The sequence below is a fragment of the Massilia sp. NBRC 108631 genome, assembly GCF_059704565.1.
The window spans coordinates 1-25403 of record NZ_BAAKJE010000209.1; the positions used below are offsets into that span (position 1 = coordinate 1).

The window sequence follows — 25403 nt, forward strand, 5'->3', positions numbered from 1 at the left end:
GGAAGCAGGCAGTTAACCAGTTCGCCATCATGTATGGGGAGCGTTTCACCAACGCGATCAGCTAATTAAACTTTGGCCCCGCACACAAAATTTCTGACAGGTCCGGACGTACGGTTATGTTCATATTGACGCGCTGATGCGCTTTTTCAGTTCGTCCACGGACGCGCGCCATTCGGCATAGTGTTCGCTGTCCTCCCACAGTTCCCGCAATTCCGAGCGATCGGACAGAATATGCTCGATGGCGCGCTGCGATTTTTCGATCAGGTCGGTTCGCCGCTTTGTGGTCTTCTTGCTGACCTCCTCCACCCATGCATCGACGTCCTGCGTATTCTCGCCGTTCTCACCCGGCTTGCCATACAGCCGCGCCAGCACCTCGATGGCGGCCAGCCCTTCTGCGGCGAACGGCGCCTCCAGATAATCTGCGCTATCCGGCGACAGCACGTTGTTCAGCGTGTCCTCGATGAAAAACAAGTCCTTCGATTCCTGCAAATCCTGCGCCCAGTCCAGCGCAAAGTCGTTGCCGAACGCGTCCACCGCCCAAGTACCCATATTATTTTTCCTATCCGTTTCAGCTTGCAATAATCGCCATGTTATAAACAGTTACGCCCGCCGCGTCAATGCTTCACCGTTTCATTTGGTTCCGGATCTCCCACGCGCTTCCACACAAGATGATGAGGCCTATCAGGATCATGACGCAGTCAAGCGCGTCCACTTTCTCGACAACGATAGCCGCGCGCTCCGGCGCTTGCGGGTCGAATCGCGCCCGCAGCAACGTGCCCGGCGCCAGATCCCCCCAGCGCTCGCGCAATCGTTCCTCGCTCCGCTCGCAGCCGGCATTCCCAACGCGCGACGTGCCGATCGCCCGGCTTTCGTACCTCTTCCCTAGGGCCGGATAGCTGTAGTGCAGCATCACGCACCAGTCATTGGATTTTCCGGTGCGGTGATAGGCCTTGCTGGACAGGACTGTGGCCCTCACCAGGGTCCACTCTTCCGCCGCTACTTTGGCCCAGATACGCGACGCCCCAAACCAGATGGCGGGCAACGCCATCAGCAGTATCAGCATCCAGCCGAACGTGATCGCCAACCCGGGCGTGGGCCGCATCATGGCTTGCTTGTCTATCATGGCTGGCAGTCCTCTTCATTCTGGAAAACAGCGGTGAGCCACTCGGCGAACACCCGCACCTTGGGGGCTGCCATGCGGCCCTGCGGGTACAGCAGCGAGATCGGCATGGGCGTGGGCGGCCAGGCGGACAGCACTTGCACCAGTTCCCCCGCCTGCAAATGCGGGCGGGCCTGGTAGGCGCCGACCTGTGCCAGGCCCAGGCCCTGCAAGGCGCAGCTCAAATAGGCGTCGGCGTCGTTGACGGAGATGGCGCCCGCCATGTCCACCTTCACCACTTTGCCGTCCACCTGGAAGTCCCAGTCGAAGGCGCGGCCGGTGCGGCCGGAAAAGTGGATCACGCCACGGTGCGCGCGCAGTTCCTCCAGCGTGCGCGGCACGCCGTGGCGCTCCAGATAGGCCGGCGCGGCGCATGTGAGAAAACGCATGCTGCCGATCTGGCGGCCCACCAGCGACGAGTCCTGCAACTGCCCCACCCGCAGCGCGCAGTCTATGCCCTCTTGCACCACGTCGACGATGCGGTCGGTCAGGCTGAGCACCAGCTCCACATCGGGATACGCCGCCGCGAACTCGGCCAGCCGCGGCATCACCAGGCGGCGGCCCAGCGTACCCGGCAGGTCGATGCGCAGCTTGCCCTTTGGCTTGCCCGTACTGGCGCCGCGAAAGCCCGCTTCCGCCGCTTCCACCGCGCCCAGGATCTCCACGCACTGGCGGAAGTAGTCGGCGCCGTCCGGCGTCAAGGACAGGCGGCGCGTGGTGCGCAGCAGGAGCGTGGTGCCAAGGAAGGCCTCCAGGTTCTGCATGGTGGCCGTCAGTGCCGCGCGCGGCAGGTTCAGCGTTTCGGCCGCCTTGGTGAAGCTGTTCGCTTCGACGATGCGGACAAAGGTTTGCATGGCTTTCAGGCGGTCCACTATTCCCTCATTGTTCATCTAATCCGAAAAGCGTATGAGGATTATGCCCTAATTATCTTCCGATGGCTTCTCCCTAGAATGGCCTCATCGCATAGCTAATCCGAGAGGCAAATATGAACAAGGACATTTCAAAGGGCATGGTCTGGCTGCTGGCCATCGCCTGCGGGCTGATCGTCGCCAATCTGTACTACGCGCAGACGCTGGTCGGCCCGATCAGCGCCGCCACCGGGCTGTCGCCGCAGGCGGCAGGCCTGATCGTGACGCTGACGCAGGCGGGCTACGCAGTGGGCCTGCTGTTCGTCGTGCCGCTGGGCGACCTGCTCGAGAACCGCAAGCTGGTGGTGGCAGCGCTGCTGTTCACGGCCTTGGCGCTGGCCTCCGCCGCCGCCAGCACCAGCGCCTGGACCTTCCTTGCCGCCGCGCTGGCCATCGGCCTGGGTTCCGTCGCGGCGCAAGTGCTGGTGCCTTACGCGGCGCACCTGTCGCTTGAAGCCACGCGCGGCCAGACCGTGGGCAAGGTGGTCAGCGGCCTGCTGATGGGCATCATGCTGGCGCGTCCCGTGGCCAGCCTGGTGGCCGATGCCAGCAGCTGGCACGTGGTCTTCGGCGGCGCCGCCGTTGCCACCGTGATGCTGGCAGCCGTGCTGCGCCGCAAGCTGCCGGCGCGCGTGCCGTCCGCGCCGGTGCCATACCGTAAATTGATGGCCTCGCTATGGCTGCTACTGCTGAGCCAGCCCGTGCTGCGCCGCCGCGCCGCCTATCACGCGGGCCTGTTCGGCGCCTTCAGCCTGTTCTGGACCGTAACGCCGATGATGCTGTCCACGCCTGCCTTTCACCTGTCGCAAACCGGCGTTGCCGTGTTCGCGCTGGTGGGCATGGCCGGCGCCATCGCCTCGCCTGTCGCCGGCAAGCTGGCTGACTCGGGGCATACGCTGATGGCCACCGCCGCCGCGCTGGCGCTGGGCGTGGTGAGCTTCCTGCTGCCGCTGTTCGCGCCGGACTCGCCTGCCATGCGCAACGTGGCGCTGGCCGTGCTGACGGTAGCCTCCATCGTGCTGGACATGGGTGTGGCGGCCAACCTGGTGCTGGGCCAGCGCGCTATCTTCAGCCTGGGAGCGGAGCTGCGCAGCCGCTTGAACGGGTTGTACTTCGCCCTGTTCTTCGCCGGCGGCGCGCTGGGGTCGGCGGCAGGCGGCTGGGTCTACGCCAGTTACGGCTGGCACGCCGCCCTGCTGGCCGGCGCGGCCTTCCCCGGCCTGTCACTGCTGTACTGGATGACCGAATACCTGGCCAGCCGCGGCATCGCCCAGGCGATTGATTACACGATGTAATAACAGTAGCGCCTGGCGCGGCCTTTATCGGCAAGGTTGTTGGAAGTAAAGTCCATTCCACCAACAAGCCCTTCACCCCATCAGGAGCTAGCATGACTCAACAGCAAAAAACCATCATCGTCACCGGCGCGTCGCAAGGCATCGGCGCAGGCATCGTCGAAGCCTTCCTGGCGCGCGGCTACAACGTGGTGGCCACCTCGCGCACTATCAGCCAGTCCGAGGCGTTCCAGCCTTCCGCCAACCTGGCGCTGGTGGATGGCGACATCGGCGAGCTGGCCACCGCAATCAAGGTAGTGGCGGCGGCGGTGGAGCGCTTCGGCGGCATCGACGGCCTGGTGAACAATGCCGGCATCTTCATCGCCAAGCCTTTCCTCGACTACACCCCGGCCGACTTCGCTGCGCTGTCGCGCACCAATCTGGAAGGCTACCTGTACATCAGCCAGCTGGTCATCAGGCAGATGCTGAAGCAGGAGCGCGGCGGCAGCATCGTGGGCATCTCCAGCACATTGGTAGGCAGCCCGAACCGCGCCCTCACCGCCGCCGTGCCGATGATTACCAAGGGCGGCATTGAAGCCGTGAGCCGCAGCCTGGCGTCCGAATTCGCTTCGCAAGGCATCCGCGTCAACGTGGTGGCGCCCGGTATTGTCGACACCCCGCTGACCGACGGCATCCCGTCCGACTTCCTCAAGTCGCTGGCGCCGAACAATTCCACCGCCAGCGTTGAGGACATTGCCCATGCCGTGGTATATCTGACGGAAGCCAGGCAAGTCAGCGGCGAAGTACTGCGCGTCGACGGCGGCGCCCACAACGGTAAATGGTAATCAAGGAGACAGCATGAAAAAGGGATATTGGATAGTCGCCTACCGGTCGATCTCGGACCAGGCGAAAGTGAAGGCCTACGCCGAGTTGGCCCGGCCACCGATTGAAGCGGCCGGAGGACGCGCGCTGGTGTTTAACACGCGGCCGGAGGTGCAGGAGAACGGTGTACAGCAACTGACGGTGGTGATCGAGTTCCCCTCCATCGCGGCGGCACGGGACGCGTACGCCAGTCCGGCTTACGCGGCATCGCTCGAAGCGCTGGGCGACGGCGCCGAACGCGATTTCCGCATCGTCGAAGGCTTATAGCCGAAGCAGAGCCAGGCTCAAAGCAAGCAAGCTGCTGACGCCCGACGCAGGTCAATGACTGCTGTGTCCATGGCCTCACACGGCTGCTAGTTCAAGGCCTGGCGGCGCTGTTCGGCCATCAATGCGCGCTCGCAGCGCTGCTGCAAATCCGGCGCAGGGCCGAGAGCGCCCGGGTATATGTAGGAGATCACGAATTTTCCGATTTGCCTGTCGATAAAGAAGTGGCGCTGGTAGACCCGCGTAATGCTGCCCTGATCCGAAGTGACGAAACCGTATTCGCGCAACTCGCAATGTCGACCGTTGCCTATGTGGGCCGTACGCGGCGAGCCACCTCCAAACAACCCGTCCAGTATCAACATGCCGACGACCAGCAACCATCCGAGCGCGGACAGCACGCCAACCGGAACGCCCAGCCAGCGCGGGTACCACTTGAACGCGCGATAAACCAGTACCGCACCGCAGCAGATTGCCAAGCCAACCGCAAGCAGATTGAGTGCGTGCAGCGCCAGCGACAGGTTCAGCCAAACGCATGCCGGCACAGCAATCACGATGGCGCTGCATGCGGCGGGCCTCCCCTTCTTGCCAGTAGCTGCTTCCGCAACGGTAGCGGAGCCGCTGGCCACGTCCCCGTTGCGGAGCCAAGTGTGGGCTGCCGCATAAACCGGCGCCAGCACCGCCCACAAGGCGCTCACGCCGATGAGGGCGAGCGCCGCCTGGTAATGGAAGGGTATGTTCAAGTTCAGGGTTTCTGCGTCTTCACCACCTGCATCGCGGTGGCGATCAGGCCGCTCATGTCGCCCAGGTTGGCGGGAACGATGAGGGAGTTGTTGGTCCTGGCCAGCTCGGCAAACGCTTCCACGTATTTCTCGGCCACTTTCAGGTTCACCGCGTCCGCGCCGCCTTGCGACTGGATCGCGGCGCCCACTTCGCGCAGCGCGCCGGCCGTGGCGTCGGCGATCGCCGTGATGGCAGCTGCCTCGCCCTGGGCGCGGTTGATGGCGGCCTGCTTTTCGCCTTCGGAACGGGCAATCGACGCTTCCCGTTCGCCGGTGGCGATGTTGATCTGTTCCTGCTTGCGGCCTTCGGAAGCGGCAATCAGCGCGCGCTTGCCGCGCTCGGCGGTGATCTGGGCCTGCATGGCGTGCAGGATCTCGCTCGGCGGCGTCAGGTCCTTGATCTCGTAACGCAGCACTTTCACGCCCCAGTTGGCGGCCGACTCGTCGATGGCGTTGACGATGGCGGTGTTGATGTGTTCGCGCTCTTCAAAGGTCTTGTCCAGTTCCATGCGGCCGATCACGGAACGCAAGGTGGTCTGCGCCAGCTGGGTAATCGCGGCGATATAGTTGGACGAGCCGTAGGAGGCGCGCATGGCGTCGGTGATCTGGAAGTAGAGAATGCCGTCCACCTGCAGCTGCGTGTTGTCCTTGGTGATGCAGACCTGCGGCGGCACGTCGAGCGGGATTTCCTTGAGCACGTGCTTGTAGGCGATGCGGTCCACGAAGGGCACCACGATGTTCAGGCCGGGGCCCAGCGTGGCGTGGTATTTGCCGAGGCGCTCGACCACCCAGGCGTGCTGCTGCGGCACCACATTGATGGTCTTGAACACGAATACCAGCGCCAGGATGAAGATGACGAAGCTGACGTTGCCGATGCCGATTTCCATAAAGTTCTCCACGTTTTGTCTACTCTTTCAAGGGTCAGGCGCCGACGATCAGCCGGCTGCCGCGTACTTCGCGGATGGTGTACAGCCCCGGCGCCGGCGATGAACCCGGCGCCAGTTCCACATCCCACAGCGCGCCGCGGTACATCACGCGCGCCATGCCGTCCTGCCAGGCCGGCACGCTGACGGTCTGGCCGATATCCATGTTCACGTTCGGGTCCACCGCCGCGTCCACGCTGCCGGACTTGCCGTATTTGCTGCGGTAAAGCAGCCCGGTTGCCAGCACGCCGACCACGGCAGCCGTCACCGTCTGCACCGGCCCGGACGCGCCGGCGAATGCCACCGCCGCCCCGGCCGCCAGTCCGACCGCGATCATCAGCAGGTAGAAGGTGCCGGTCAGCAGCTCCAACACCACCAGCACGCCTGCGGCCAACAGCCACATGCTCCAGTCAGACATGATGCCTCCTCGTTGTGAAAAATAAAAAACCCCCGCTGCCTGCGAAGGCGACGAGGGTTCTTGCTGCAATGTGTGAGGTTTTGATGGTTTTTTGCTAAACGTTCCAATAACTCCAGTCTAACTCAAAACACCTCAACGTCAACTTGTTTTATTGCAATGCTGCCAGTTTCTGCCAGGTATCAATTACCGAGTCCGGGTTCAGCGACATCGATTCAATGCCCTGCTCCATCAGCCATACCGCCAGTTCCGGGTGGTCCGAAGGGCCCTGGCCGCAGATGCCGATGTACTTGCCCTGCTTCAGGCAGGCCTGAATGGCCATCTGCAACAGCGCCTGCACCGCAGGATCGCGCTCGTCGAAGTCGGCGGCCAGCAGTTCCATGCCGGAGTCGCGGTCCAGGCCCAGGGTCAGCTGGGTCAGGTCGTTGGAACCGATCGAGAAGCCGTCGAAGAACTCCAGGAAGCGGTCGGCCAGCACCGCATTCGAAGGCACTTCGCACATCATGATCAGGCGCAGGCCGTTTTCGCCGCGCTTCAGGCCGTTCTTGGCCAGCAGGTTGACCACTTTCTCAGCCTGGCCCAGGGTGCGCACGAACGGCACCATGATCTCGACGTTGGTCAGGCCCATGTCGTTGCGCACGCGCTTCATGGCCAGGCATTCCATTTCGAACGCACCGGCGAAGTCGGCCGACAGGTAGCGTGCCGCGCCGCGGAAGCCCAGCATCGGGTTTTCCTCGTCCGGCTCGTAGCGCGAGCCGCCGATCAGCTTCTTGTACTCGTTCGACTTGAAGTCGGACATGCGCACGATTACCTTTTTCGGCCAGAACGCGGCGGCAATGGTGGCGATCCCTTCGGCCAGCTTGTCCACGTAGAACGCCTTCGGCGAAGCATGGCCGCGCGCCACCGACTCCACGGCCTTCTTCAGGTCGGCGTCGATGTTCGGGTATTCCAGGATGGCTTTCGGGTGCACGCCGATGTTGTTGTTGATGATGAACTCCAGGCGGGCCAGGCCCACACCGGCGTTCGGCACCGACTGGAAGTCGAAGGCCAGCTGCGGGTTGCCCACGTTCAGCATGATCTTGGTTTTCAGCGGCGGCAGTTCGCCGCGCGCCACTTCCGACACTTCGGTTTCCAGCAGGCCGTCGTAGATCTTGCCCTCGTCGCCTTCGGCGCAGGATACGGTGACGAAGGTGCCGTCTTTCAGGATCTCGGTTGCGTCGCCGCAACCCACTACCGCAGGCACGCCCAGTTCACGCGCGATAATCGCCGCGTGGCAGGTACGGCCGCCACGGTTGGTGACGATGGCGGAAGCGCGCTTCATGACCGGTTCCCAGTTCGGGTCGGTCATGTCGGCCACCAGCACGTCGCCCGGCTGTACGCGTTCCATCTCGGACGGGTCGGAGATCACGCGCACAGGGCCGGCGCCGATCTTCTGGCCGATGGCGCGGCCGGAGGTCAGCACGGTGCCGGTCGACTTCAGCTTGAAGCGCTGCTGCGCGTCGGTCGATTTCTGCTGCGACTTCACGGTTTCCGGACGCGCTTGCAGGATGTACAGCTTGCCGTCGCGGCCATCCTTGCCCCACTCGATGTCCATCGGACGCTGGTAATGGTTCTCGATGATGACGGCGTACTTCGCCAGTTCAACGATTTCTTCGTCGTTCAGCGAGTAGCGGTTGCGCATTTCGATCGGCACGTCCACGGTCTTGACGGAACGGCCGGCTTTCGCTTCGGCGGTGAATTCCATCTTGATCAGCTTGGAACCGATGTTGCGGCGGATGACAGGCGACTTGCCCTGTTCCAGCATCGGCTTGTGCACGTAGAACTCGTCCGGGTTGACCGCGCCCTGCACCACCGTCTCGCCCAGGCCGTAGCTGGAGGTGATGAAGACCACGTCCTTGAAGCCGGATTCGGTGTCGATGGTAAACATCACGCCTGCGGCGCCCACGTCCGAACGCACCATGCGCTGCACGCCGGCCGACAGCGCCACTTCGGCATGCGTGAAGCCTTTGTGCACGCGGTAGGAAATCGCGCGGTCGTTGTACAGGGACGCGAACACGTGCTTCATGGCGTCCAGCACGTTTTCGATGCCGACCACGTTCAGGAAGGATTCCTGCTGGCCCGCGAAGGACGCGTCCGGCAAGTCTTCGGCGGTGGCCGAGGAGCGCACGGCGAAGGACATTTCGGTTTCGGAGTCGGCCACCAGGCGCGCGTAGAACTCCTCGATTTCAGCCTGCAGGCGAGGCTGGAACGGGGTTTCCACGATCCATTGGCGGATTTCGGCGCCGGCTTGCGCCAGCGAGCGCACGTCGTCGATGTTCAAGCCTTCCAGGCGGTCGGCGATGCGCTGGGCCAGCGGCTTGCCGCCGCCAACGCTGTGCGACAGGAAGTCGCGGAAAGCCTGGGCCGTGGTGGCGAAGCCCCCCGGCACCCGGACCCCGGCGCCAGCGAGCTGGCTGATCATCTCGCCCAGGGAGGCGTTCTTACCGCCGACGGACTCCACATCCGTCATGCGCAAGTTCTCAAACGAAGCGACATAGACGGCATCGCCGTTCTGCTGCTCCTTCAGTGCTGCGTTAGTCATAGTGACACCTTTACTGATGATAGAAATCTTTACGCAGGCTGGCCGATATTGATTCTTGTTATTCTTAGCATCGTGCAGCACAATCTTACCGTTGCTGTGCATTCTACAGCCTGCGGCGCAAATTGACGATTCACAACATAGCTCTAAGCACTCCCTCATGACACAAGAACAACGCCCGCCCCTCCCCGCCGCCGCGCGCACCGTGTTTTTCGTCTCCGACGGCACTGGTATCACTGCGGAAACGTTCGGCCATTCCGTGCTGACGCAGTTCGAATTGCGCTTCCGCCAGATCCGATTGCCGTTTATCGACACGCTGGACAAGGCTTACGACGCGGCCCGCAAGATTAATGAAGCGGCCGCCACAGACGGCCAGCGGCCGATTATCTTTTCCACCCTGGTAAAGACGGAATTGTCGGAAGTGATCCGCAAATGCAATGGCATGCATATGGATCTGATCCAGACCTTCGTGGCGCCGCTGGAGCAGGAATTGGGCGTGATGTCGACGCACACCATCGGCCGTTCGCACAATATCGTGGACAGCGAGGAATACAAGAACCGCATCGAGGCGATTAACTTCTCATTGGCCCATGATGACGGACAGTCGCATAAGAACCTGTCGTCGGCGGATGTGATCCTGGTCGGCGTGTCGCGCTCGGGCAAGACCCCGACCAGCCTGTACCTGGCGATGCAGTACGGCATCAAGGCGGCCAACTACCCGCTGATCCCGGACGATTTCGAGCGCGGCAAGCTGCCGTCCTCGCTGTACCAGTTCAAATCGAAGATTTTCGGGCTGACCATCACCCCGGAGCGGCTGGCCGAGATCCGCAACGAGCGCCGCGCCGGCAGCAAGTACGCGTCCATCGAGAACTGCCGCTACGAGGTGAACGAGGCGGAGATGATGATGAAGCGGGAAGGCATCCGCTGGCTGTCCTCGACCACCAAGTCGATCGAGGAGATTTCGACCACGATCTTGCAGGAAATTAAGCCGAACCGGCGCGAGTACTGACCTCCACCCGCGCCGCCTGCCGGCGGCGCGTCAGCAAATACACCAGCGGGGCGAACGAGCCCAGCGTCAGGGTGGCCGCAATCCAGGGCCACGGGTTGCGCCCCGCCGCCTTGGCGTCCTTCCATATCCACGCCAGCACCAGCACCAGCGCAATGGCCAGGTCGGCCAGCACCTGCATGCCGGCCCAGGTGCGGAACTGCACCTCCCAGATGCCGACATAGCCATGCTGCAGCATGGCCGGCAGACTCAGGGCGCCAAACAAAACCAGGACGACGGCGATCAAGGTGCGCTGCATGATTATTCCTTTCAAAGGTTGGATGCCCGATTATCGGCATTGCAGTGTCGGCGTGCCATTACCTGCAAGGTAATGCTCCCGCCCCCCAACGCCGGTTAGAATAGCCTGCATGAATAATTCGACTTTCGGCGAGCATTTGCGCGTATGGCGCAAACTGCGGCATCTCAGCCAGCAAGGCCTGGCGGAAAGTGCGGACCTGTCGGCCCGCCATTTAAGCTTTCTGGAAACCGGCCGCTCCAGCCCCAGCCGCGAAATGGTGCTGCGCCTTTCCGACCGGCTGAATATTCCGCCGAGGGAGCGCAATAACATTCTGGAAGCGGCCGGCTTTGCACCGATGTATAAAACCACCGCGCTGGACGCGCCGGAAATGCAGGCAGCAAGACATTCGCTCAATATTGTTTTAAAAAGCCATATGCCGAATCCTTGCCTGGTGATGAATGGCCGCTATGAAATCGTCGCGATGAACCAGGCCGTGGGCGTGCTGCTGAGCGGCGCCCATCCGGCACTGCTGGCGGAGCCGGTCAACGTGGTGAAATTCAGCCTGCATCCGGATGGACTAGGTTCCAGCATCATCAATTACCCGCAATGGCGCACACACATACTGGAGCGTTTGGCGCGGCAGCTGGAATCAGGCGGCGATTCCCACCTGCGATCCCTGATTGCCGAAGTAAGGGACTATCCGTTTCCTGCCTTGCGGGACGATAGGTCCGGGAAGGAATACGATGCGCCCGGCGTATTACTGCCGCTGCGCCTGAGAAGCGCTTCCGGAATATTGAGCTTTATCAGCACCGTTACCATATTCGGCACGCCGCACGATATCACGCTGCAGGAGCTGGCCATCGAGACATTCTTCCCCGCAGACGATTTCACAGCCGCCGTACTCGCGCGCCGGTCCGCCGACGCGTCCACCTCGTGCCCGATACCAGCTTGATTGCGCCAATAACTGGCATGGGCTGCCTATGAAACAACAGCGGCCGCATCTCTGCGGCCGCTGTAGAAAGTTGATGGCGATTAGAAAAACTGGCGCCAGTCGTTCAGCCAATCGGGGAATTCTTCGACCGGCATGGGTTTGGCAATGTAATAGCCCTGCGCGTAGGTGCAACCCAGGCCTTGCAGGAAATCCCAATCCTGCTTGGTTTCCACACCGACCGCCACCGAACGGCGATCCAGGCTGCGCGCCAGGCCGAGGCAGGATTTTAATACCGTACTGATGGCGCGCCGGCGCGATGCGCCATCGACGAAACTGCGGTCTATTTTTAATTCCGTGAATGGCACGGCGGCCAATAATTGCAGATTCGACCGGCCGGTACCGTAATCGTCAATTGCCAATCCGAATCCCTGCATGCGCAAACGCAGCAGGCGTTCCAGGAAATGCGGTTCGGCCGACAGCACAGCCGATTCTGTCATTTCAAAAGTAATGTAGTCTGCCAATATGCGGTGGCGTTCCAGGCATGCGCCGATTTGCGCCATGAATTGCGGATGAGCCAAGGTCGCCTGGTCCACATTAATCGACACCGAAATCGGAATGCCTTTATCGTGCAGCGTACGGCAGGCGGCCACCGATTTCTCTATCATGCTCCAGTCGAGAAAATCGATGCGCTTATTTTCCTCCAGCGCGCGCATGAATGCGGCCGGCCCCAGTACGCCGTGTTCCGGATGCCGCCAGCGGGCGAACATTTCCAGCCCTTTTACCAGGCCGGATTCCAATTCGATTTTAGGCTGGAAGAACGGATCGAATTCGCGTGCCTGCAAACCGCGCCCCACTTCGGCAAAACTGAATACAGGACCGGCTTTGGCACTGGAATCGGCGCGCGCGCCCTGGTAATTACTGATCAATGTCTGAAGGCGCTGTTCACCTACCGGCTTGGCAATGGCGCCGAGTAAATCCACGCCATAGGCCTGGGCCATGGTTTCAATCGAAAACAGCACGTCGGATTTCTGGGCGCCGGCAACGATAATCCCGGCGCGGCTGCCGGACTCGGCCAGGCGGCGTATCAGTTCCAGCGCGTCGATACCGGGCAGCGCCAGGTCGAGGATGGCGATATTCACGGCCGGCACGAAGTCAGCGCTGAGGTGGCGCAGCACACCGTGGCCGTCCGGCGCGTCGGCAACCTGGGCGGCGCCCAGGCGGCGCAACATGTCCACCAGCGCCTGGCGCTGGCCAGGATCCCCCTCCGCTACCAGAAACTGCAACTGCGCGATGTCCATGCCTGCTCCAGAGAAACATATTTACTGCTGATTTTGCCTGACTTGCTCGAAAAAGCATACAGCCGCACACGCGGCGACGTTCAGGGATTCCACCTGGCCGAGATGGGGGATGACCACGGTCTGCGTTGCCAGGGACAGCAGGTCGTCCGCCACGCCCTGCCCTTCGTGGCCGAATACCCAGGCTACCGGCCTGGCCAGGTCCGCATCGTACAGGCGGGTGGTGGCATAGCCGCTGGTGGCCAGCGTGGGAATACTGGAGGCAGCCATCAGCGGCGCCAGATCGACATTTTCAAAGATGTCGAGCACGAAATGGGCGCCCATGGCGGCCCGCAGCACTTTCGGCGACCAGCAGAAAGCGCTGCCGCCACTGCAATAAACCTGTTTGATGCCGGCGGCAGCGGCGCTGCGCAAAATGGAGCCGACGTTGCCGGGATCCTGCACATTGTCCAGCAGGACTGCGGACACTGTCATGGCCGCCGGCACGGCGCGCTCGGGGGTATCGATCTGGAACATGACGCCCACGCCGTGCTCAACCTGGCTGACGGCGTTGTACAGCGCGTCCGGCAAGGCGATGGTATGGCCACGCTGATGCTCGATTTTGCCGACGATATCGGCCACTTCCTGGTTGTTCAGCGCCGTTTCACTGACGATGCACTGCACCGGCAGGCCGCGCAGTTGCAGGTAAGCCTGGCACAGGTGCACCCCGTCCAGCAGCGTCTGGCCGGCTTTCTTGCGAGCCTGGGAGCTGGTGGCCAGGTGCTTCAGGTCTTTGTATTGCGCGTTGTCGCGCGAGGTGATGGTTTTCATAACAAATTATTCATGAACAGCAGTTCCCGTACGGGTGCGAACGAGCGGCGGTGCACCGGCGACGGGCCGTGTTCGCGCAGGCGCTCCAGGTGCAGCGCGGTGCCATAGCCCTTGTGCTGGTCGAAGGCATACTGCGGATAGGCGGCGTGCAGCTGCACCAGCGCGGCGTCGCGCGCGGTCTTGGCGAGGATGGAGGCGGCCGAGATGGCGTCTTCCTTGTCGTCGCCGCCGATGATGGCGATGGTCTGTATCATCATGCGCGGGCAGTGGTTGCCGTCGATCAACGCCAGGGTCGGCCTGGTGCTGAGCGCTTCCACGGCGCGCTTCATGGCCAGCATGCTGGCCTGCAGGATGTTGAGCTTGTCGATCTCCGCCTCCGAGGCCTCGGCGATGGCCCAGGCCAGCGCATGGCTCTTGATCAGCGGCGCCAGCATGTCGCGCTTGGCTTCGGTCAGCTTTTTCGAGTCGCGCAGGCCGTCGATGGGACGCTCGGGATGCAGGATCACGGCCGCCGCGAACACCGGGCCGGCCAGCGGGCCGCGCCCGGCCTCGTCCACGCCGCAGATGATCTCGTCGAGCGAGCGCGGCAAGTCGTCGAACAGGCCGGGTTGTGGGGTTTTCATTTCTTCAGTACTTTCATCACTGCCGCCGCGCTTTCCTGCGCACTATTGCGCAGCAGGCTGTGGTGCATTTCAGTAAACCGTTCCGCCAGGTTCAGGCGGTGCGGCGCGTCGCTCAGCTGGCGCCACATGGCTTCGGCCAGGTTCTCCGGGCTGGCCGCGTCCTGCAGCAGCTCCGGCACCAGGAAGTCGCGCGCCAGGATGTTCGGCAGGCCGATCCACGGCTGGTAGCCAAAATGCCGCAAAATCTGCCATTCCAGCGCCATCATCTTGTAAGCGATCACCATTGGCTTCTTGAACAGTGCCACTTCCAGCGACGCCGTGCCGGAAGCGACCAGCACCGCGTCCGCCGCCGCGATGGCGGTGTGCGACTGGCCGTCCAGCAGCTTGATCTCCACATCCTGCAGGCCGGCTTCCGCCACCAGCTGGAGGAAGTACTGGCGTTGCTTCTCGCCTGCCATCGGCGCCACGAAATGCAGCGAACGGTCGCGCTTCTTCAGCAAACGTGCCGCCTTCATGAAGGCTACCGTGTTGTACTTGATCTCCGACATGCGGCTGCCCGGCATGATGGTGACCACGTTGGCCACCTCCGGCAGGCTCAGCAGGCGGCGCGCAGCGGCCTCGTCCGGCGCCAACGGCACCAGTTCGGCCAGCGGATGGCCGACGTAGCTGCATGGCACACCTGCCTTGCGGTAAATTTCTTCCTCGAAGGGGAACACCACCAGCATGTGCGACACGGCGCGGATGATCTTCTTGATGCGGCCGCCGCGCCAGGCCCAGATCTGCGGCCCGATGTAGTGCACGGTGGGAATGCCGGCCGCCTTCAGCTGTTCTTCCAGTCCCAGGTTGAAGCCCGGGTAGTCGGCGCCGATGAACACGTCAGGCCGCTCGGCCAGCAACTGGTCGCGCAGCGTGTTCTGGATGCCCTTGATTTCGCGGTAGCGGGGAATCACGGCCAGCAAGCCGCGCACGGTCAGCTTGTCCATCGGCCACTGCGATTCGAAGCCGTGCTCCATCATCGCCGGACCGCCGATGCCGTGAAAGCGCGCTTCCGGCAACTGCGGCCGCAGGCCCGACAGCAGGCGCGCGGCCAGCACGTCGCCGGACGGCTCGCCGGCGACTACCGCGACGGCAATGTCAGCGGACGATGCCACGATTCGCCGTATCGAGGAATTCGCGCATGGCGCGCGCGTGCACGGCCACGTCCTCGGCCAGCGCGTTCTCCTGTTCGAGCATGGCCGCCTTGGCCTCCTCCAGCGTGAGGCCGGAGCGATACAGCGTTTTGTAGGCAGCGCGGATGGCGTTGATCTGCTCGCGCGTGAAGCCGCGGCGTTTCAGGCCTTCGATGTTGACGCCGTGCGCCGCCGCCGGGTTGCCGTTCAACAGCACGAACGGCGGCACATCCTGCGTCAGGCTGGTGCTCATGCCGACGAAGGCGTGCGCGCCGATCTTGCAGAACTGGTGCACATTGGCAAAGCCGCTCATGATGACCCAGTCGCCGATCTCGACGTGGCCCGCGATCTGGGCGTTGTTCGAGAAAATCGTGTTGTTGCCGACGATGCAGTCGTGCGCCAGGTGGACGTAGGCCGAGATCCAGTTGTCGTTGCCGAGCCTGGTCACGCCCTTGTCCTGCACGGTGCCGGTGTTGAAGGTGCAGAATTCGCGGATGGTGTTGCGGTCGCCGATTTCCAGGCGGGTCGGCTCGCCGGACCATTTCTTGTCCTGCGGCGCGGCGCCGATGGACGAGAACTGGAACAGCACGTTGTCGCGGCCGATGGTGGTGTGGCCTTCGATCACCACGTGCGGGCCGACCTTGGTGCCGGCCGCGATGCGCACATTCGGGCCGATCACCGAGTACGGGCCGACCGTCACGCTGCTGTCGAGCTGCGCTTTCGGGTCAACGATGGCGGTGGAATGGATATGACTCATTACTGCCCCGCTGGCTGGCTCGCGTCGGCGGTGCTGCGGATGGTGCACATCAGTTCCGCTTCCACGGCGGTCTGGCCGTCGACGGTGCCGACTGCCTTGTACTTCCAGATGCCGCGCGCCACACGCAGAATTTCCACGTCCATCTTCAGCTGGTCGCCGGGGCCCACGGGGCGCTTGAAGCGCGCGCCGTCGATGCCGACGAAGTAGACCACCGAATTCTCGTCCGGCTTGATGCCCATGGATTTGAACGACAGCAGCGCTGCGGTTTGCGCCATCGCCTCGATCATCAGCACGCCCGGCATGACCGGCTTGTGCGGGAAGTGGCCGTTGAAGAATTCTTCGTTGACGGTGACGTTCTTGATGGCGGTGATGGATTTGTTCTCTTCGTAGTTCAGAACGCGGTCGACCAGCAGCAGCGGATAGCGATGCGGCAGGTAGGCCTTGATCTCGCAAATATCCATGGTCTTCGGGGCGGTGCTCAATTCGGTAGTGGTCATGATTAGTCTTTGACGTCAGCGTCTTTAGTTTTAATGTTTTTTTCCAGCGCGCGGATTTTATCGCGCATCCCCGGCAAATTGCGAACAATGGCGGCCGATTTTTCCCAATCGGCGTTTTTTGCCAACGGATAGAAGCCGGTGTACTGGCCCGGCTCCAGTATCGAACGCGATACCATGCTGCCCGACGAGACGTGTACGCCGTCCACGATTTTCAGGTGGCCCAGCACCATGGCGGCGCCGCCGAAGGTGCAGTACTTGCCGATAACGGCGCTGCCGGCCACGCCGACGCAGCCGGCCATCGCCGTGTGCGCGCCGATCACGCAGTTGTGGCCGATCTGGATCTGGTTGTCCAGCTTCACGCCGTCTTCTATGATGGTATCGGCCAGCGCGCCGCGGTCCACCGTGGTGTTGGCGCCGATATCGACGTCGTCGCCGATCACCACGCGGCCGGTCTGCGGAATCTTGATGTAGACACCGCCCTCGTTGGCAAAGCCGAAACCGTCGGTGCCGATCACGGCGCCCGAATGGACGATGCCGCGCTTGCCGATGATGCAGCGCGCCTGCAAGGTCACGTTGGCGAAGAAGTGCGTGCCCTCGCCCACCTGCGCGTCGCGGCCGACGAAGCAGCCGTGCTCGATCACCGCGCCGGCGCCGATCACCGCGCCCGCCTCGATGCTGACGAAGGGGCCGATATGGGCGCTGGGGTCCACCGTGGCCGTGGCGTGCACCGCCGCCGAAGCATGGATGCCTGGCTCGGGCACGATGGCCGTCAGCGATTCAAAGTATTGCGCCGCGCGGGCAAAGTACACATAGGGATTTTTGACGATGATGCGCGCGCCCTGGTAGGTCGCGGCCACGGTCTCGTCGTCCTGTGCGGAGACGATCAGCGCGGCGGCCTTGCTCTGGCCGGCCTGCACGCGGAATTTGCTATTGCTGAGAAAGCTGATGTGCGAAACGCCGGCGTCCGCCAGTGGCGCGATGCCGGACACTTCCAGTGCCGCATCGCCTACCAGCTGCCCGCCCAAGCGTTCGACCAATTCTCCTAGTCGAGTGCCCATCGGGGTGTTCCAATCTATATCTGTGTGACTATTTGTTTTTGTCGAGCGCCGCCAGCACCTTGTCGGTGATGTCGATGCGCGGGCTGGCCCACACCGCATCCTGCAGCACGATATCGAAGCCTTCGGTCTGCGCCAGCTGCTTGATGATCAGGGTGGCCTTGTCGGAAATGACGGCGCGCTCTTCATTCGTGCGCTGGTTCAGGTCTTCACGGAACTCGCGCTGGCGGCGCTGGAACTCCTTGTCCAGCTCGAAGTACTCGCGCTGGCGTTTGACGCGGTCGGCCTCGCCCAGCGCCGGCAGTTCCTTTTCCAGCTTTTCGGAGGCGCTTTTCAGGCGCGAAGCCAGGTCCTGCATGGCTTTTTCGCGCGCCTTGAACTCCTCGGCCAGCTTGTCGCCGGCCAGCTTGGCCAGGCGCGATTCGTTATAAATCCGCTCGGTGCTGAGCCACGCAATCTTGGACGACTGCGCTTGCGCCGGCCCCAAAGCGCTCAAGCCCAGTGCAAGCACGGCCAGATACTTGGCGGCCTTAGCCGATGCGGTAGCGGAAGCAGTCTTCAACGTGTTTCTCCGAATCAAAGTTAGTACCCTTAGAATCCATTACCCATCTGGAACTGGAAGCGCTCCAGGCGGTCGCCAGGTTTGGCGTTCAAAGGCTTAGCATAACTCAACTTCAGCGGACCAACCGGGGAAATCCAGTTTACGCCCAGGCCGGTGGAGAAACGCAGCTCCGAGAAGCGCATCTTCTGGCCTTCCTGGTACACCTGGCCGCCGTCAAGGAAGCCGAACCAGCGCAAGCTGCGGTCCTGGCCGGAACCCGGGAACGGCATCTGCAGTTCGGCGTTACCGATCAGGCGCGAGGCGCCGCCCAGCGCGTCGCCGTAGCGGGTGTCGACGATACCGAGCGAGGAGCTCAGGTAGCCGCGCACCGAACCGATGCCGCCGCCGTAGAAGTTCTTGAACACCGGATACGGCTTGTCGCCGATGCCGTGGCCGTAGTCGATCTCGCCCTTCAGGGCCAGCGTGACTTTCGGGTGCAGCGGCTTGAACAGCTGGTGTTCGTATACGGCGCGGAAGTACTTCGACTCGCCCACCACGTCCAGTTCCAGGTTGACGCGCTGGTACTGGCCCACGGTCGGGGTCAGGGCGCTGTCGCGGCTGTCGCGCGCCCAGGCGGCGGTCAGCGGCACGGCAACGGTCTTGGCGGTGCCCACCGGGCTGCCGGTGATGTCGCGCACATAATCCTGGTAGCGCACCGGGCTGGTTTCGTCGGTGGTGATCGACGAGCGTTCCAGGCCCGCGCCGAAGAACACGGTGTCCACTTCCGAGAACGGCACACCCCAGCTGATACGGCCGCCGTGCTGTTTAATGGTGTAGGAACCGATGTTCAGCGCCGGCGGGTTCAGGGTACGGATATACAAGTCGAACGAGCGGCTCACGCCATCATCCGTGTAGTACGGATTGGTGTTCGAGAACTCGATGGTGCGGCTGTACTTGCTGGTGTTCAGGTTGATGCCGACGGTGTTGCCCGAGCCGGCGAAGTTGGCCTGCTGGATCGACGCCGAGAAGGTGAACTTTTCGGCCTGCGAGAACGCGCCGCCGATCTGGAAGTTACCGGTCGGCTTTTCGACCACGGTCAGCTGCACGTCCACCTGGTCCGAGGTGCCCTGCGCTTCCGGCGTGTCGATGGTCACGTCCTTGAAGTAGCCTAGGCGGTCCACGCGGTCGCGGGTCAGCTTGATCTTGTTGGCGTCGTACCAGGACGATTCGAACTGGCGGAACTCGCGGCGGATCACTTCGTCGCGGGTGCTGGTATTGCCGGCGATATTCATGTGGCGCACGTAGGCGCGCTTGCCCGGATCGATCAGGAAGGTGAAGCTCACTTCGCGCTTCTCGCGGTCGATCTGCGGATCGACGTTGACGTTGGCGAAAGCGTAGCCGAAGGTGCCCAGGCGGTCGGTGATCAGCTTGTTGGTGGCGGTCAGGCGCTCGCCCGAATAGACTTCGCCCCTGCGCAGCAGTACCAGCTGGCGCAGTTCTTCCTCGCGGCCGAACATCTCGCCTTCGAACTTGTAGTCGGCGACCTTGTACTTCTCGCCTTCGCTGATGTTGATGGTGATGTAGATGTCCTTCTTGTCCGGGGTGATCGACACCTGGGTCGATTCGACCTGCATCTCGATATAGCCGCGGTTCAGATAGAAGGACTTGAGCGACTCCAGGTCGCCCGTCAGCTTGGTCTTGGAGTACTGGTTGGCCTTGGTGTACCAGCTGAACCAGCCGCCGGTGTTCAGCGCCAGGTTCTCGCGCAGTTCCTTGTCGGAGAAAGCCTTGTTGCCCACCAGGTTGATTTGCTTGATCTTGGCGATTTCGCCCTCGTCCACCGCGAACACGATGTTGACGCGGTTACGCTCGATCGGCGTGACCGTGGTGGTGACCTTCACGCCGTACAGGCCGCGCGACAGGTACTGGCGCTTCAACTCCTGCTCGGCGCGGTCCACCGATGCCTTGTCGAAGGTCTTGGTTTCGCCCACGCCGATGTCCTTCAGCGCCTTGACCAGCATGTCTTTCTCGAATTCCTTGGTGCCGGTGAAGTCCACCTTGGCGATCGCCGGGCGTTCTTCCACGATCACCACCAGCACGTCGCCGTCCTGTTCCAGGCGCACGTCCTTGAATATACCCGAACCGTACAGGCCCTTGATGGCGGCCACGCTCTTCTTGTCGTCGAAGGTCTCGCCCACGCGCACCGGCAGGTAGCTGAAGACCGTGCCGGCCTCCGTACGCTGGATGCCTTCGACACGGATGTCCTTGACGACAAAGGGATTGATGGCGAACGCGCTGCCGGAGCAGAGTGCCAGGGCGGCGGCGCCGATCAGGCTGCGGCGAAAAGAAGGCAAGGCGATACGGTCAGAATATAATTTCATTGGTGGTATTCGATGGCTCAAATCAATGGCTCAAATTACAGACTACATAAACTTATTAAAGCAGGCGCGCCACGTCGTTGAATACAGCCAGTGCCATTAATGTCACCAGCAGACCAACGCCGAGGCGCTGCGCTATCTCGCCAAAACGCTCCGGCACTGGACGCCCGGTTAAAACTTCCAGCGAATAATACAGTAAAAGTCCCCCATCAAGAACGGGAATCGGTAGCAAATTCATCACCCCGAGACTGATGCTGATGAAGGCAATGAAGCTCAGATAGCTGGCAACGCCTATCCGTGCGGTCTGCCCGGCGTAGTCGGCTATGGTGATAGGTCCGGTCACATTCTTCCACGAGACCTCGCCGACGATCATTTTCCCTATCATTTTCAGGGTCAGGACGCTGGTATCCCACACCTTGACGGCGCCCTTGCCTACCGCCTCCACCGGCCCGGCGGTCACTTCGATCATATCCGGGCCTTGTCCGGCGTAAGCGCCGATCTTACTGACTGTTACAGATCCTTTACGCTCCACGTCCGGCGTGACGGTCAATTCGAACCGCGAGCCGCCGCGCAGGCCCTGCAGCTGCAGCGCTTTGCCGTTCGAGCCGCGCACCACGGTGAGGAAGGCGATCCAGTCCTCGACCGGCTTGCCGTCGATGGCTTCGATCAGGTCGCCGCTGCGCAGGCCGGCGCGCTCGGCGGCGCTGCCCGGCAGGATTTCGCCCAGCAGCGCGGGCGGCCGCGCCAGGCTGAAGCCCAGCTTGCCGGCCACGTCGGATTCCAGGTCCATGCCGGCCATGGCGCTGGCCGGTATCGACAGCGTCTGCCGTCCACTGCCGGGCCGGTCCACTTCCAGCCGCATGGCCTGCTTGTCGATGGCGGTCTGGATCACGGCCCAGCGCAGGTCGGACCAGACGCGCACGCGCTCGCCGTTCACCGAGGTAACCACGTCGCCCCCCTTCAGGCCGGCAGCAAAGGCGGCCGTGTCGGCGGCGGGCGGCGCCACTTTGGAGGAAGGTTCGGCGATGCCGGCCATGTACAGGCCGGCGAACAGGAAGATGGCCAGCAGGAAGTTGGCCAGCGGGCCGGCGGCCACGATGGCGATGCGCTTCCACACGTTCTGGCGGGTGAATTCGCGCGCCTTGTCGGCATCGGACAGCGGGCCGGTGTCGGGCTCACGGCTGTCCAGCATCTTGACGTAGCCGCCCAGCGGCAAGGCGGACACGGCCCATTCGGTCTGGTCCGGGCCGACGCGGCGCGACCACACCACCTTGCCCATGCCGACCGAGAAGCGCAGCACTTTCACGCCGCACCAGCGCGCCACCCAATAGTGGCCCAGCTCGTGGAAGATGATCAGCGATCCCAGCGCAACCGCGAAAGCCAGCAGGGTCGTGAGGAAGTTCATTGTGGGCGCAAACCGCTAGTGATGTTGCCTATGATACGCTGTGCGGCGGCGCGCGCCAGGCCATCCTGCTCCATCACCGCCGCGATGCTGGCGGCGGCGCCGTGCGGCAGCTCCTGCATCACCTGGGCGATGACGCGGTCGATCTGGCGGAAGCCGATGCGGCTGTCGAGGAAGGCGGCCACCGCCACTTCGTTGGCCGCGTTCAGCAGCGCGGGCGCGGTGCCGCCGGCCTTGAGCGCCTCAAAAGCCAGCGCCAGGCAGGGGAACTGCACGAAGTCGGGACGCTCGAACTGCAGCGTGCCCACTTGCGCCAGGTCCAGCTGCGCCACACCGGATGCGATGCGCTCCGGGTAGGCCAGCGCATGCGCGATCGGGGTGCGCATGTCCGGGTTGCCCAGTTCGGCCAGCACCGAGCCGTCGTTGTAGGAGACCATGGAATGGACCACCGACTGCGGGTGGATCACCACTTCGATCTGCTCGGCGGTGGTGCCGAACAGCCAGTGGGCCTCGATCACTTCCAGGCCCTTGTTCATCATGGTGGCCGAGTCGACCGAGATCTTGCGGCCCATCGACCATTTCGGGTGCTTGCACGCCTCGTCGGGCGTGACCGAGTCCAGCGTGTCGACGGCGCGCTTGAGGAAGGGACCGCCGGAGGCGGTCAGCAGGATCCTGGTGACGCCGGAGGCGCCCGGCACCCGGCTGTAATGCTGCGGCAGGCACTGGAAGATGGCGTTGTGTTCGCTGTCGATGGGCAGCAGCACCGCCCCGCTGTCGTGCACCGCGTCCATGAACAGCTGGCCGGACATGACCAGCGCTTCCTTGTTCGCCAGCAGCACCTTCTTGCCGGCGCGCGCGGCGGCCAGCGTGGGCGCCAGGCCGGCGGCGCCGACAATGGCGGCCATCACAGTGTCGGTTTCAGCGGCGCTGGCAATGGCGCACAGCGCCTGTTCGCCGTATTCGACTTCGGTGCGCAAGCCTTTGGCCCGCAGCAGGGCCTGCAGCTGCGCGGCGGCGGCGGCGGTGCCGACCACGGCGCGCGCCGGCTTGAACTGTTCGCACTGTGCGGCCAATTCGTCGACGCGGCTGTGCGCGCTCAGCGCATAGACCGAATAGCGGTCCGGGTGACGCGCCAGCACGTCCAGCGTGGAGACGCCGATGGAGCCGGTGGCGCCCAATATGGTAATGCGTTGCATGGTACTCCTTATGCCCAGCCGGCGATCAGCGCGGCCAGCGGCAGCACTGGCACCAGGGCGTCAATACGGTCCAGCACGCCACCGTGGCCAGGCAGCAGGTTGCTGCTGTCCTTGGCGCCGGCGCGTCGTTTCAGCATGGATTCAAACAGGTCGCCGATCACGCTGAAGGCGCAGATCACGACCAGGATAATAATAGTCAGCGCCCAGCCGCGCTTGGCCTGCAGGGCCACCACGAAGGTGTCCTGCAGCCAGGGGAAGGACGGTGCGGCCAGCACGCTCACGGCCGACAGCAGCAGCACGGCTATGCAGCCGCCAATCGCGCCTTCCCAGGACTTGCCGGGCGAGATGGTGGGCGCCAGCTTGCGCTTGCCGAAGGCCTTGCCGCTGAAGTAGGCGCCGATATCGGCGATCCACACCAGCGCCATGGCGGAAATCAGGAACAGCGGCGACTTCAGGTACAGCGCCAGGATGGCCACGAAGCAGCTCACCAGCGTGATGGCATAGACCACGCTGAGCATCTTGTTGCCCAGGCTTTCAGCCGGCGGCAGGCCGGTGTACAGCGTGGGCGTAAAGCGCAGCAGCCAGATGGCGAAGCCGAGCGCCAGCCAGAAGGTGACCGGGCCGTTCAGGCCGTGCAGCAAAAAAGTGTAGCCGAACGCCGCCGCCCACACCGCCGCCGCCAGCAGCGGACGGGGGGTATTGAACAGCCGGAAACTTTCCCACACCGCTGCGCCGAAGAAGGCCAGCACCACCACGGCCACGGCCGGATAGTAGTTGAAGAACAGGACTGGCAGCAGGACCGCCAGCAGCGCGACAGCGGTGATAATCCGGGTTTTGAGCATCAGGTGGTCTTCTCAGCCAGTTGGTCGCCGGTGCGGCCGAAGCGGCGCTCCCGGTTCTGGTAAGACGCGATGGCCGCGTCCAGGCTCTCGATCGAGAAATCGGGCCAGTAAGTGTCGGTGAAAAACAGCTCGGTATAGGCCAACTGCCACAGCAGGAAGTTGGAGATGCGCTCCTCCCCGCCGGTGCGGATGAACAGGTCCGGCTCGGGCGCATAGGCCATGGCCAGGTGCGGGGCCAGCTGCTCTTCGCTGAAGTCGGTGGCGCCGGGATGGGCCGCCACCATCTTGCCAACCGCCTGCATGATGTCCCAGCGGCCGCCGTAGTTGGCGCAGATGGTGACGGTCAGGCGGGTATTGTTGGCAGTCTTGCGCTCGGCGGCGGCGATCATGCCGCGCAGCTTCTCGTCGAAGCGGCTCAGGTCGCCCACCACCTTGAGGCGGATATTATTGGCGTGCAGCTTGGACACTTCGCGCTCGAGCGCGGTGACGAACAGGCGCATCAGCAGCGACACTTCCTCTTCCGGCCGGCGCCAGTTCTCGGAACTGAAGGCGAACAGGGTGACGTATTCCACGCCGCGCAGCGCGCAGCCCTCCACGATGTTGCGCACCGCTTCCACGCCTTTGACGTGGCCGGCGACACGCGGCAGAAAGCGCTTGGTCGCCCAGCGTCCATTGCCGTCCATGATGATGGCAACGTGGCGGGGCACCTTGGGCGCATCCGGAACCGCAGTCGTCGAACTTGAATATTTCATGAACTCTAAAGCCAAAAAAGGTGTCGCCACAATGGGGACAGGCCGCCTTGCGCGGCCCGTCCCGTGTTCTAGATACGCACTGTACCGTACGGTAACCGTACTGTAACCGCAGTTACCTTATACGGTCAGCACTTCTTTCTCTTTTTCAGCCAGCAGCTTGTCGATGTCGACGATGGCCTTGTCGGTCAGCTTCTGGATGTCGTCCGAACCGCGGCGCTCGTCGTCTTCCGAGATGGCCTTGTCCTTCACCAGCTTCTTCAGCGATTCGTTGGCGTCGCGGCGGATGTTGCGCACGGCGACCTTGGCGTCTTCGCCTTCGCTCTTGACCAGCTTGACCATTTCCTTGCGGCGTTCTTCGGTCAGGGCCGGGGTCGGCACGCGGATCTGGTCGCCCTGCGAGGCCGGGTTCAGGCCCAGGTCGGCGTCGCGGATGGCTTTCTCGATGGTGGCGCCCATCTTCTTCTCGAAGGGCGTCACGCCGATGGTGCGCGCATCCACCAGCGTCAGGTTGGCCACCTGGCTCAGCGGCGTCGGGTTGCCATAGTACTCCACCATCACGTGGTCGAGGATGCCGGTGTGGGCGCGGCCGGTGCGGACCTTGGCCAGGTCGCCCTTCAGCGTCTCGATCGACTTGACCATGCGGTCTTGCGCGTTCTTTTTAACGTCAGCTACGGACATGCTGTGCTCCTGTAT

General features: G+C 63.1%; 27 protein-coding genes. 5 read left to right on the top strand and 22 right to left on the bottom strand.

All coding sequences use genetic code 11. The features are described from left to right. Positions 1–120 precede the first annotated feature (120 nt). From AC6H42_RS22470 to AC6H42_RS22480, 3 genes are all read right to left on the bottom strand, one after another. Positions 121–549 carry a DUF4259 domain-containing protein gene (locus AC6H42_RS22470; protein WP_057157186.1) on the bottom strand — a complete coding sequence of 143 codons (429 nt, stop codon included), beginning with the start codon at positions 547–549 and terminating at the stop codon, positions 121–123. Between the two features lie 73 nt (positions 550–622). Next, positions 623–1123 carry a DUF3592 domain-containing protein gene (locus AC6H42_RS22475; RefSeq protein ID WP_497548988.1) on the bottom strand — a complete coding sequence of 167 codons (501 nt, stop codon included), beginning with the start codon at positions 1121–1123 and terminating at the stop codon, positions 623–625. Further along, positions 1120–2031 (bottom strand): LysR family transcriptional regulator, encoded by a 912-nt coding sequence (locus AC6H42_RS22480; protein ID WP_497548989.1) that lies wholly within the window; start codon positions 2029–2031, stop codon positions 1120–1122. Before AC6H42_RS22480 ends, AC6H42_RS22475 begins: the two co-directional genes overlap by 4 nt. A 113-nt stretch (positions 2032–2144) precedes the next feature. Here AC6H42_RS22480 and AC6H42_RS22485 point away from each other — a divergent pair, with 113 nt between their 5' ends. The 3 genes from AC6H42_RS22485 to AC6H42_RS22495 all read left to right on the top strand — a co-directional run bounded on the left by AC6H42_RS22485 (position 2145) and on the right by AC6H42_RS22495 (position 4487). After that, a complete protein-coding gene (locus AC6H42_RS22485; RefSeq protein ID WP_497548990.1) occupies positions 2145–3362 on the top strand; it encodes an MFS transporter in 1218 nt (405 codons plus the stop codon). Between the two features lie 92 nt (positions 3363–3454). Next, complete coding sequence (locus tag AC6H42_RS22490) at positions 3455–4183, top strand: SDR family NAD(P)-dependent oxidoreductase (protein ID WP_057157181.1); 729 nt, start codon at positions 3455–3457, stop codon at positions 4181–4183. Positions 4184–4196: 13 nt separating this feature from the next. Continuing rightward, positions 4197–4487: a DUF1330 domain-containing protein gene (locus tag AC6H42_RS22495; protein ID WP_497548991.1), complete on the top strand. Its 291-nt coding sequence runs from the start codon at positions 4197–4199 to the stop codon at positions 4485–4487. An 86-nt stretch (positions 4488–4573) separates the two neighbouring features. Here AC6H42_RS22495 and AC6H42_RS22500 read toward each other — a convergent pair whose 3' ends face one another. From AC6H42_RS22500 to ppsA, 4 genes are all read right to left on the bottom strand, one after another. Further along, complete coding sequence (locus AC6H42_RS22500) at positions 4574–5224, bottom strand: hypothetical protein (protein ID WP_497548992.1); 651 nt, start codon at positions 5222–5224, stop codon at positions 4574–4576. A 2-nt stretch (positions 5225–5226) separates the two neighbouring features. Further along, positions 5227–6150, bottom strand: coding sequence for an SPFH domain-containing protein (locus tag AC6H42_RS22505; RefSeq protein ID WP_057157178.1), 924 nt, complete (start codon positions 6148–6150; stop codon positions 5227–5229). A 34-nt stretch (positions 6151–6184) separates the two neighbouring features. Continuing rightward, entirely contained in the window at positions 6185–6604 is a 420-nt protein-coding gene (locus AC6H42_RS22510) for an NfeD family protein (protein WP_057157177.1), read from the bottom strand. 148 nt (positions 6605–6752) lie between these two features. Further along, on the bottom strand, positions 6753–9182 hold the full coding sequence (ppsA, locus tag AC6H42_RS22515; protein WP_057157176.1) for a phosphoenolpyruvate synthase: 2430 nt from the start codon (positions 9180–9182) through the stop codon (positions 6753–6755). Positions 9183–9339: 157 nt separating this feature from the next. Between ppsA and ppsR the strand changes: the two genes are divergently transcribed. Beyond that, entirely contained in the window at positions 9340–10188 is an 849-nt protein-coding gene (gene ppsR, locus AC6H42_RS22520; RefSeq protein ID WP_057157175.1) for a posphoenolpyruvate synthetase regulatory kinase/phosphorylase PpsR, read from the top strand. Here ppsR and AC6H42_RS22525 read toward each other — a convergent pair. After that, on the bottom strand, positions 10163–10483 hold the full coding sequence (locus AC6H42_RS22525) for a hypothetical protein (protein WP_057157174.1): 321 nt from the start codon (positions 10481–10483) through the stop codon (positions 10163–10165). The two genes, ppsR and AC6H42_RS22525, sit on opposite strands and share 26 nt — an antisense overlap. Before the next feature lie 109 nt (positions 10484–10592). Here AC6H42_RS22525 and AC6H42_RS22530 point away from each other — a divergent pair, with 109 nt between their 5' ends. Next, positions 10593–11414, top strand: coding sequence for a helix-turn-helix domain-containing protein (locus tag AC6H42_RS22530; RefSeq protein ID WP_497548993.1), 822 nt, complete (start codon positions 10593–10595; stop codon positions 11412–11414). An 80-nt stretch (positions 11415–11494) separates the two neighbouring features. Here AC6H42_RS22530 and AC6H42_RS22535 read toward each other — a convergent pair whose 3' ends face one another. From AC6H42_RS22535 to frr, 14 genes are all read right to left on the bottom strand, one after another. Continuing rightward, complete coding sequence (locus AC6H42_RS22535) at positions 11495–12691, bottom strand: EAL domain-containing response regulator (protein ID WP_057157172.1); 1197 nt, start codon at positions 12689–12691, stop codon at positions 11495–11497. A 21-nt stretch (positions 12692–12712) separates the two neighbouring features. Then, entirely contained in the window at positions 12713–13498 is a 786-nt protein-coding gene (locus AC6H42_RS22540; protein WP_497548994.1) for a TrmH family RNA methyltransferase, read from the bottom strand. Continuing rightward, complete coding sequence (gene rnhB / locus AC6H42_RS22545; RefSeq protein WP_057157170.1) at positions 13495–14121, bottom strand: ribonuclease HII; 627 nt, start codon at positions 14119–14121, stop codon at positions 13495–13497. Before rnhB ends, AC6H42_RS22540 begins: the two co-directional genes overlap by 4 nt. Further along, entirely contained in the window at positions 14118–15272 is a 1155-nt protein-coding gene (lpxB, locus tag AC6H42_RS22550) for a lipid-A-disaccharide synthase (protein ID WP_057157169.1), read from the bottom strand. The genes rnhB and lpxB overlap by 4 nt, the downstream gene beginning before the upstream one ends. After that, a complete protein-coding gene (gene lpxA / locus AC6H42_RS22555; RefSeq protein WP_057157168.1) occupies positions 15256–16047 on the bottom strand; it encodes an acyl-ACP--UDP-N-acetylglucosamine O-acyltransferase in 792 nt (263 codons plus the stop codon). Before lpxA ends, lpxB begins: the two co-directional genes overlap by 17 nt. After that, a complete protein-coding gene (fabZ, locus tag AC6H42_RS22560) occupies positions 16047–16544 on the bottom strand; it encodes a 3-hydroxyacyl-ACP dehydratase FabZ (RefSeq protein ID WP_057157167.1) in 498 nt (165 codons plus the stop codon). The genes lpxA and fabZ overlap by 1 nt, the downstream gene beginning before the upstream one ends. 2 nt (positions 16545–16546) lie before the next feature. Then, positions 16547–17602 carry a UDP-3-O-(3-hydroxymyristoyl)glucosamine N-acyltransferase gene (lpxD, locus tag AC6H42_RS22565; protein WP_497548995.1) on the bottom strand — a complete coding sequence of 352 codons (1056 nt, stop codon included), beginning with the start codon at positions 17600–17602 and terminating at the stop codon, positions 16547–16549. Between the two features lie 28 nt (positions 17603–17630). Beyond that, positions 17631–18161, bottom strand: coding sequence for an OmpH/Skp family outer membrane protein (locus AC6H42_RS22570; protein WP_082552045.1), 531 nt, complete (start codon positions 18159–18161; stop codon positions 17631–17633). A gap of 29 nt (positions 18162–18190) precedes the next feature. Beyond that, entirely contained in the window at positions 18191–20521 is a 2331-nt protein-coding gene (gene bamA, locus AC6H42_RS22575; protein ID WP_057157165.1) for an outer membrane protein assembly factor BamA, read from the bottom strand. 55 nt (positions 20522–20576) lie between these two features. Next, entirely contained in the window at positions 20577–21923 is a 1347-nt protein-coding gene (rseP, locus tag AC6H42_RS22580) for an RIP metalloprotease RseP (RefSeq protein ID WP_497548996.1), read from the bottom strand. After that, positions 21920–23116, bottom strand: a complete 1197-nt coding sequence (gene ispC, locus AC6H42_RS22585) for a 1-deoxy-D-xylulose-5-phosphate reductoisomerase (protein WP_497548997.1) — start codon at positions 23114–23116, stop codon at positions 21920–21922. Before ispC ends, rseP begins: the two co-directional genes overlap by 4 nt. Before the next feature lie 8 nt (positions 23117–23124). After that, entirely contained in the window at positions 23125–23958 is an 834-nt protein-coding gene (locus AC6H42_RS22590) for a phosphatidate cytidylyltransferase (RefSeq protein ID WP_497548998.1), read from the bottom strand. Beyond that, positions 23958–24710: a polyprenyl diphosphate synthase gene (gene uppS, locus AC6H42_RS22595; RefSeq protein ID WP_057157161.1), complete on the bottom strand. Its 753-nt coding sequence runs from the start codon at positions 24708–24710 to the stop codon at positions 23958–23960. Before uppS ends, AC6H42_RS22590 begins: the two co-directional genes overlap by 1 nt. Positions 24711–24827: 117 nt before the next feature. Further along, positions 24828–25388, bottom strand: a complete 561-nt coding sequence (frr, locus tag AC6H42_RS22600) for a ribosome recycling factor (RefSeq protein WP_057157160.1) — start codon at positions 25386–25388, stop codon at positions 24828–24830. Positions 25389–25403: the final 15 nt, after the last annotated feature.

Excerpts from the sequence above, each read along its gene's own strand:
- AC6H42_RS22590 (WP_497548998.1), bottom strand. The coding sequence starts at position 23,958 with ATGCTCAAAACCCGGATTATCACCGCTGTCGCGCTGCTGGCGGTCCTG.
- AC6H42_RS22510 (WP_057157177.1), bottom strand. The coding sequence starts at position 6,604 with ATGTCTGACTGGAGCATGTGGCTGTTGGCCGCAGGCGTGCTGGTGGTG.
- AC6H42_RS22505 (WP_057157178.1), bottom strand. The coding sequence starts at position 6,150 with ATGGAAATCGGCATCGGCAACGTCAGCTTCGTCATCTTCATCCTGGCG.
- rnhB (WP_057157170.1), bottom strand. The coding sequence starts at position 14,121 with ATGAAAACCCCACAACCCGGCCTGTTCGACGACTTGCCGCGCTCGCTC.
- AC6H42_RS22495 (WP_497548991.1), top strand. The coding sequence starts at position 4,197 with ATGAAAAAGGGATATTGGATAGTCGCCTACCGGTCGATCTCGGACCAG.
- frr (WP_057157160.1), bottom strand. The coding sequence starts at position 25,388 with ATGTCCGTAGCTGACGTTAAAAAGAACGCGCAAGACCGCATGGTCAAG.
- AC6H42_RS22475 (WP_497548988.1), bottom strand. The coding sequence starts at position 1,123 with ATGATAGACAAGCAAGCCATGATGCGGCCCACGCCCGGGTTGGCGATC.
- ppsA (WP_057157176.1), bottom strand. The coding sequence starts at position 9,182 with ATGACTAACGCAGCACTGAAGGAGCAGCAGAACGGCGATGCCGTCTAT.
- AC6H42_RS22535 (WP_057157172.1), bottom strand. The coding sequence starts at position 12,691 with ATGGACATCGCGCAGTTGCAGTTTCTGGTAGCGGAGGGGGATCCTGGC.
- lpxD (WP_497548995.1), bottom strand. The coding sequence starts at position 17,602 with ATGGGCACTCGACTAGGAGAATTGGTCGAACGCTTGGGCGGGCAGCTG.
- lpxA (WP_057157168.1), bottom strand. The coding sequence starts at position 16,047 with ATGAGTCATATCCATTCCACCGCCATCGTTGACCCGAAAGCGCAGCTC.
- ispC (WP_497548997.1), bottom strand. The coding sequence starts at position 23,116 with ATGCAACGCATTACCATATTGGGCGCCACCGGCTCCATCGGCGTCTCC.
- AC6H42_RS22470 (WP_057157186.1), bottom strand. The coding sequence starts at position 549 with ATGGGTACTTGGGCGGTGGACGCGTTCGGCAACGACTTTGCGCTGGAC.
- ppsR (WP_057157175.1), top strand. The coding sequence starts at position 9,340 with ATGACACAAGAACAACGCCCGCCCCTCCCCGCCGCCGCGCGCACCGTG.
- fabZ (WP_057157167.1), bottom strand. The coding sequence starts at position 16,544 with ATGACCACTACCGAATTGAGCACCGCCCCGAAGACCATGGATATTTGC.
- bamA (WP_057157165.1), bottom strand. The coding sequence starts at position 20,521 with ATGAAATTATATTCTGACCGTATCGCCTTGCCTTCTTTTCGCCGCAGC.
- AC6H42_RS22540 (WP_497548994.1), bottom strand. The coding sequence starts at position 13,498 with ATGAAAACCATCACCTCGCGCGACAACGCGCAATACAAAGACCTGAAG.
- uppS (WP_057157161.1), bottom strand. The coding sequence starts at position 24,710 with ATGAAATATTCAAGTTCGACGACTGCGGTTCCGGATGCGCCCAAGGTG.
- AC6H42_RS22490 (WP_057157181.1), top strand. The coding sequence starts at position 3,455 with ATGACTCAACAGCAAAAAACCATCATCGTCACCGGCGCGTCGCAAGGC.
- AC6H42_RS22485 (WP_497548990.1), top strand. The coding sequence starts at position 2,145 with ATGAACAAGGACATTTCAAAGGGCATGGTCTGGCTGCTGGCCATCGCC.
- AC6H42_RS22525 (WP_057157174.1), bottom strand. The coding sequence starts at position 10,483 with ATGCAGCGCACCTTGATCGCCGTCGTCCTGGTTTTGTTTGGCGCCCTG.
- rseP (WP_497548996.1), bottom strand. The coding sequence starts at position 21,923 with ATGAACTTCCTCACGACCCTGCTGGCTTTCGCGGTTGCGCTGGGATCG.
- AC6H42_RS22530 (WP_497548993.1), top strand. The coding sequence starts at position 10,593 with ATGAATAATTCGACTTTCGGCGAGCATTTGCGCGTATGGCGCAAACTG.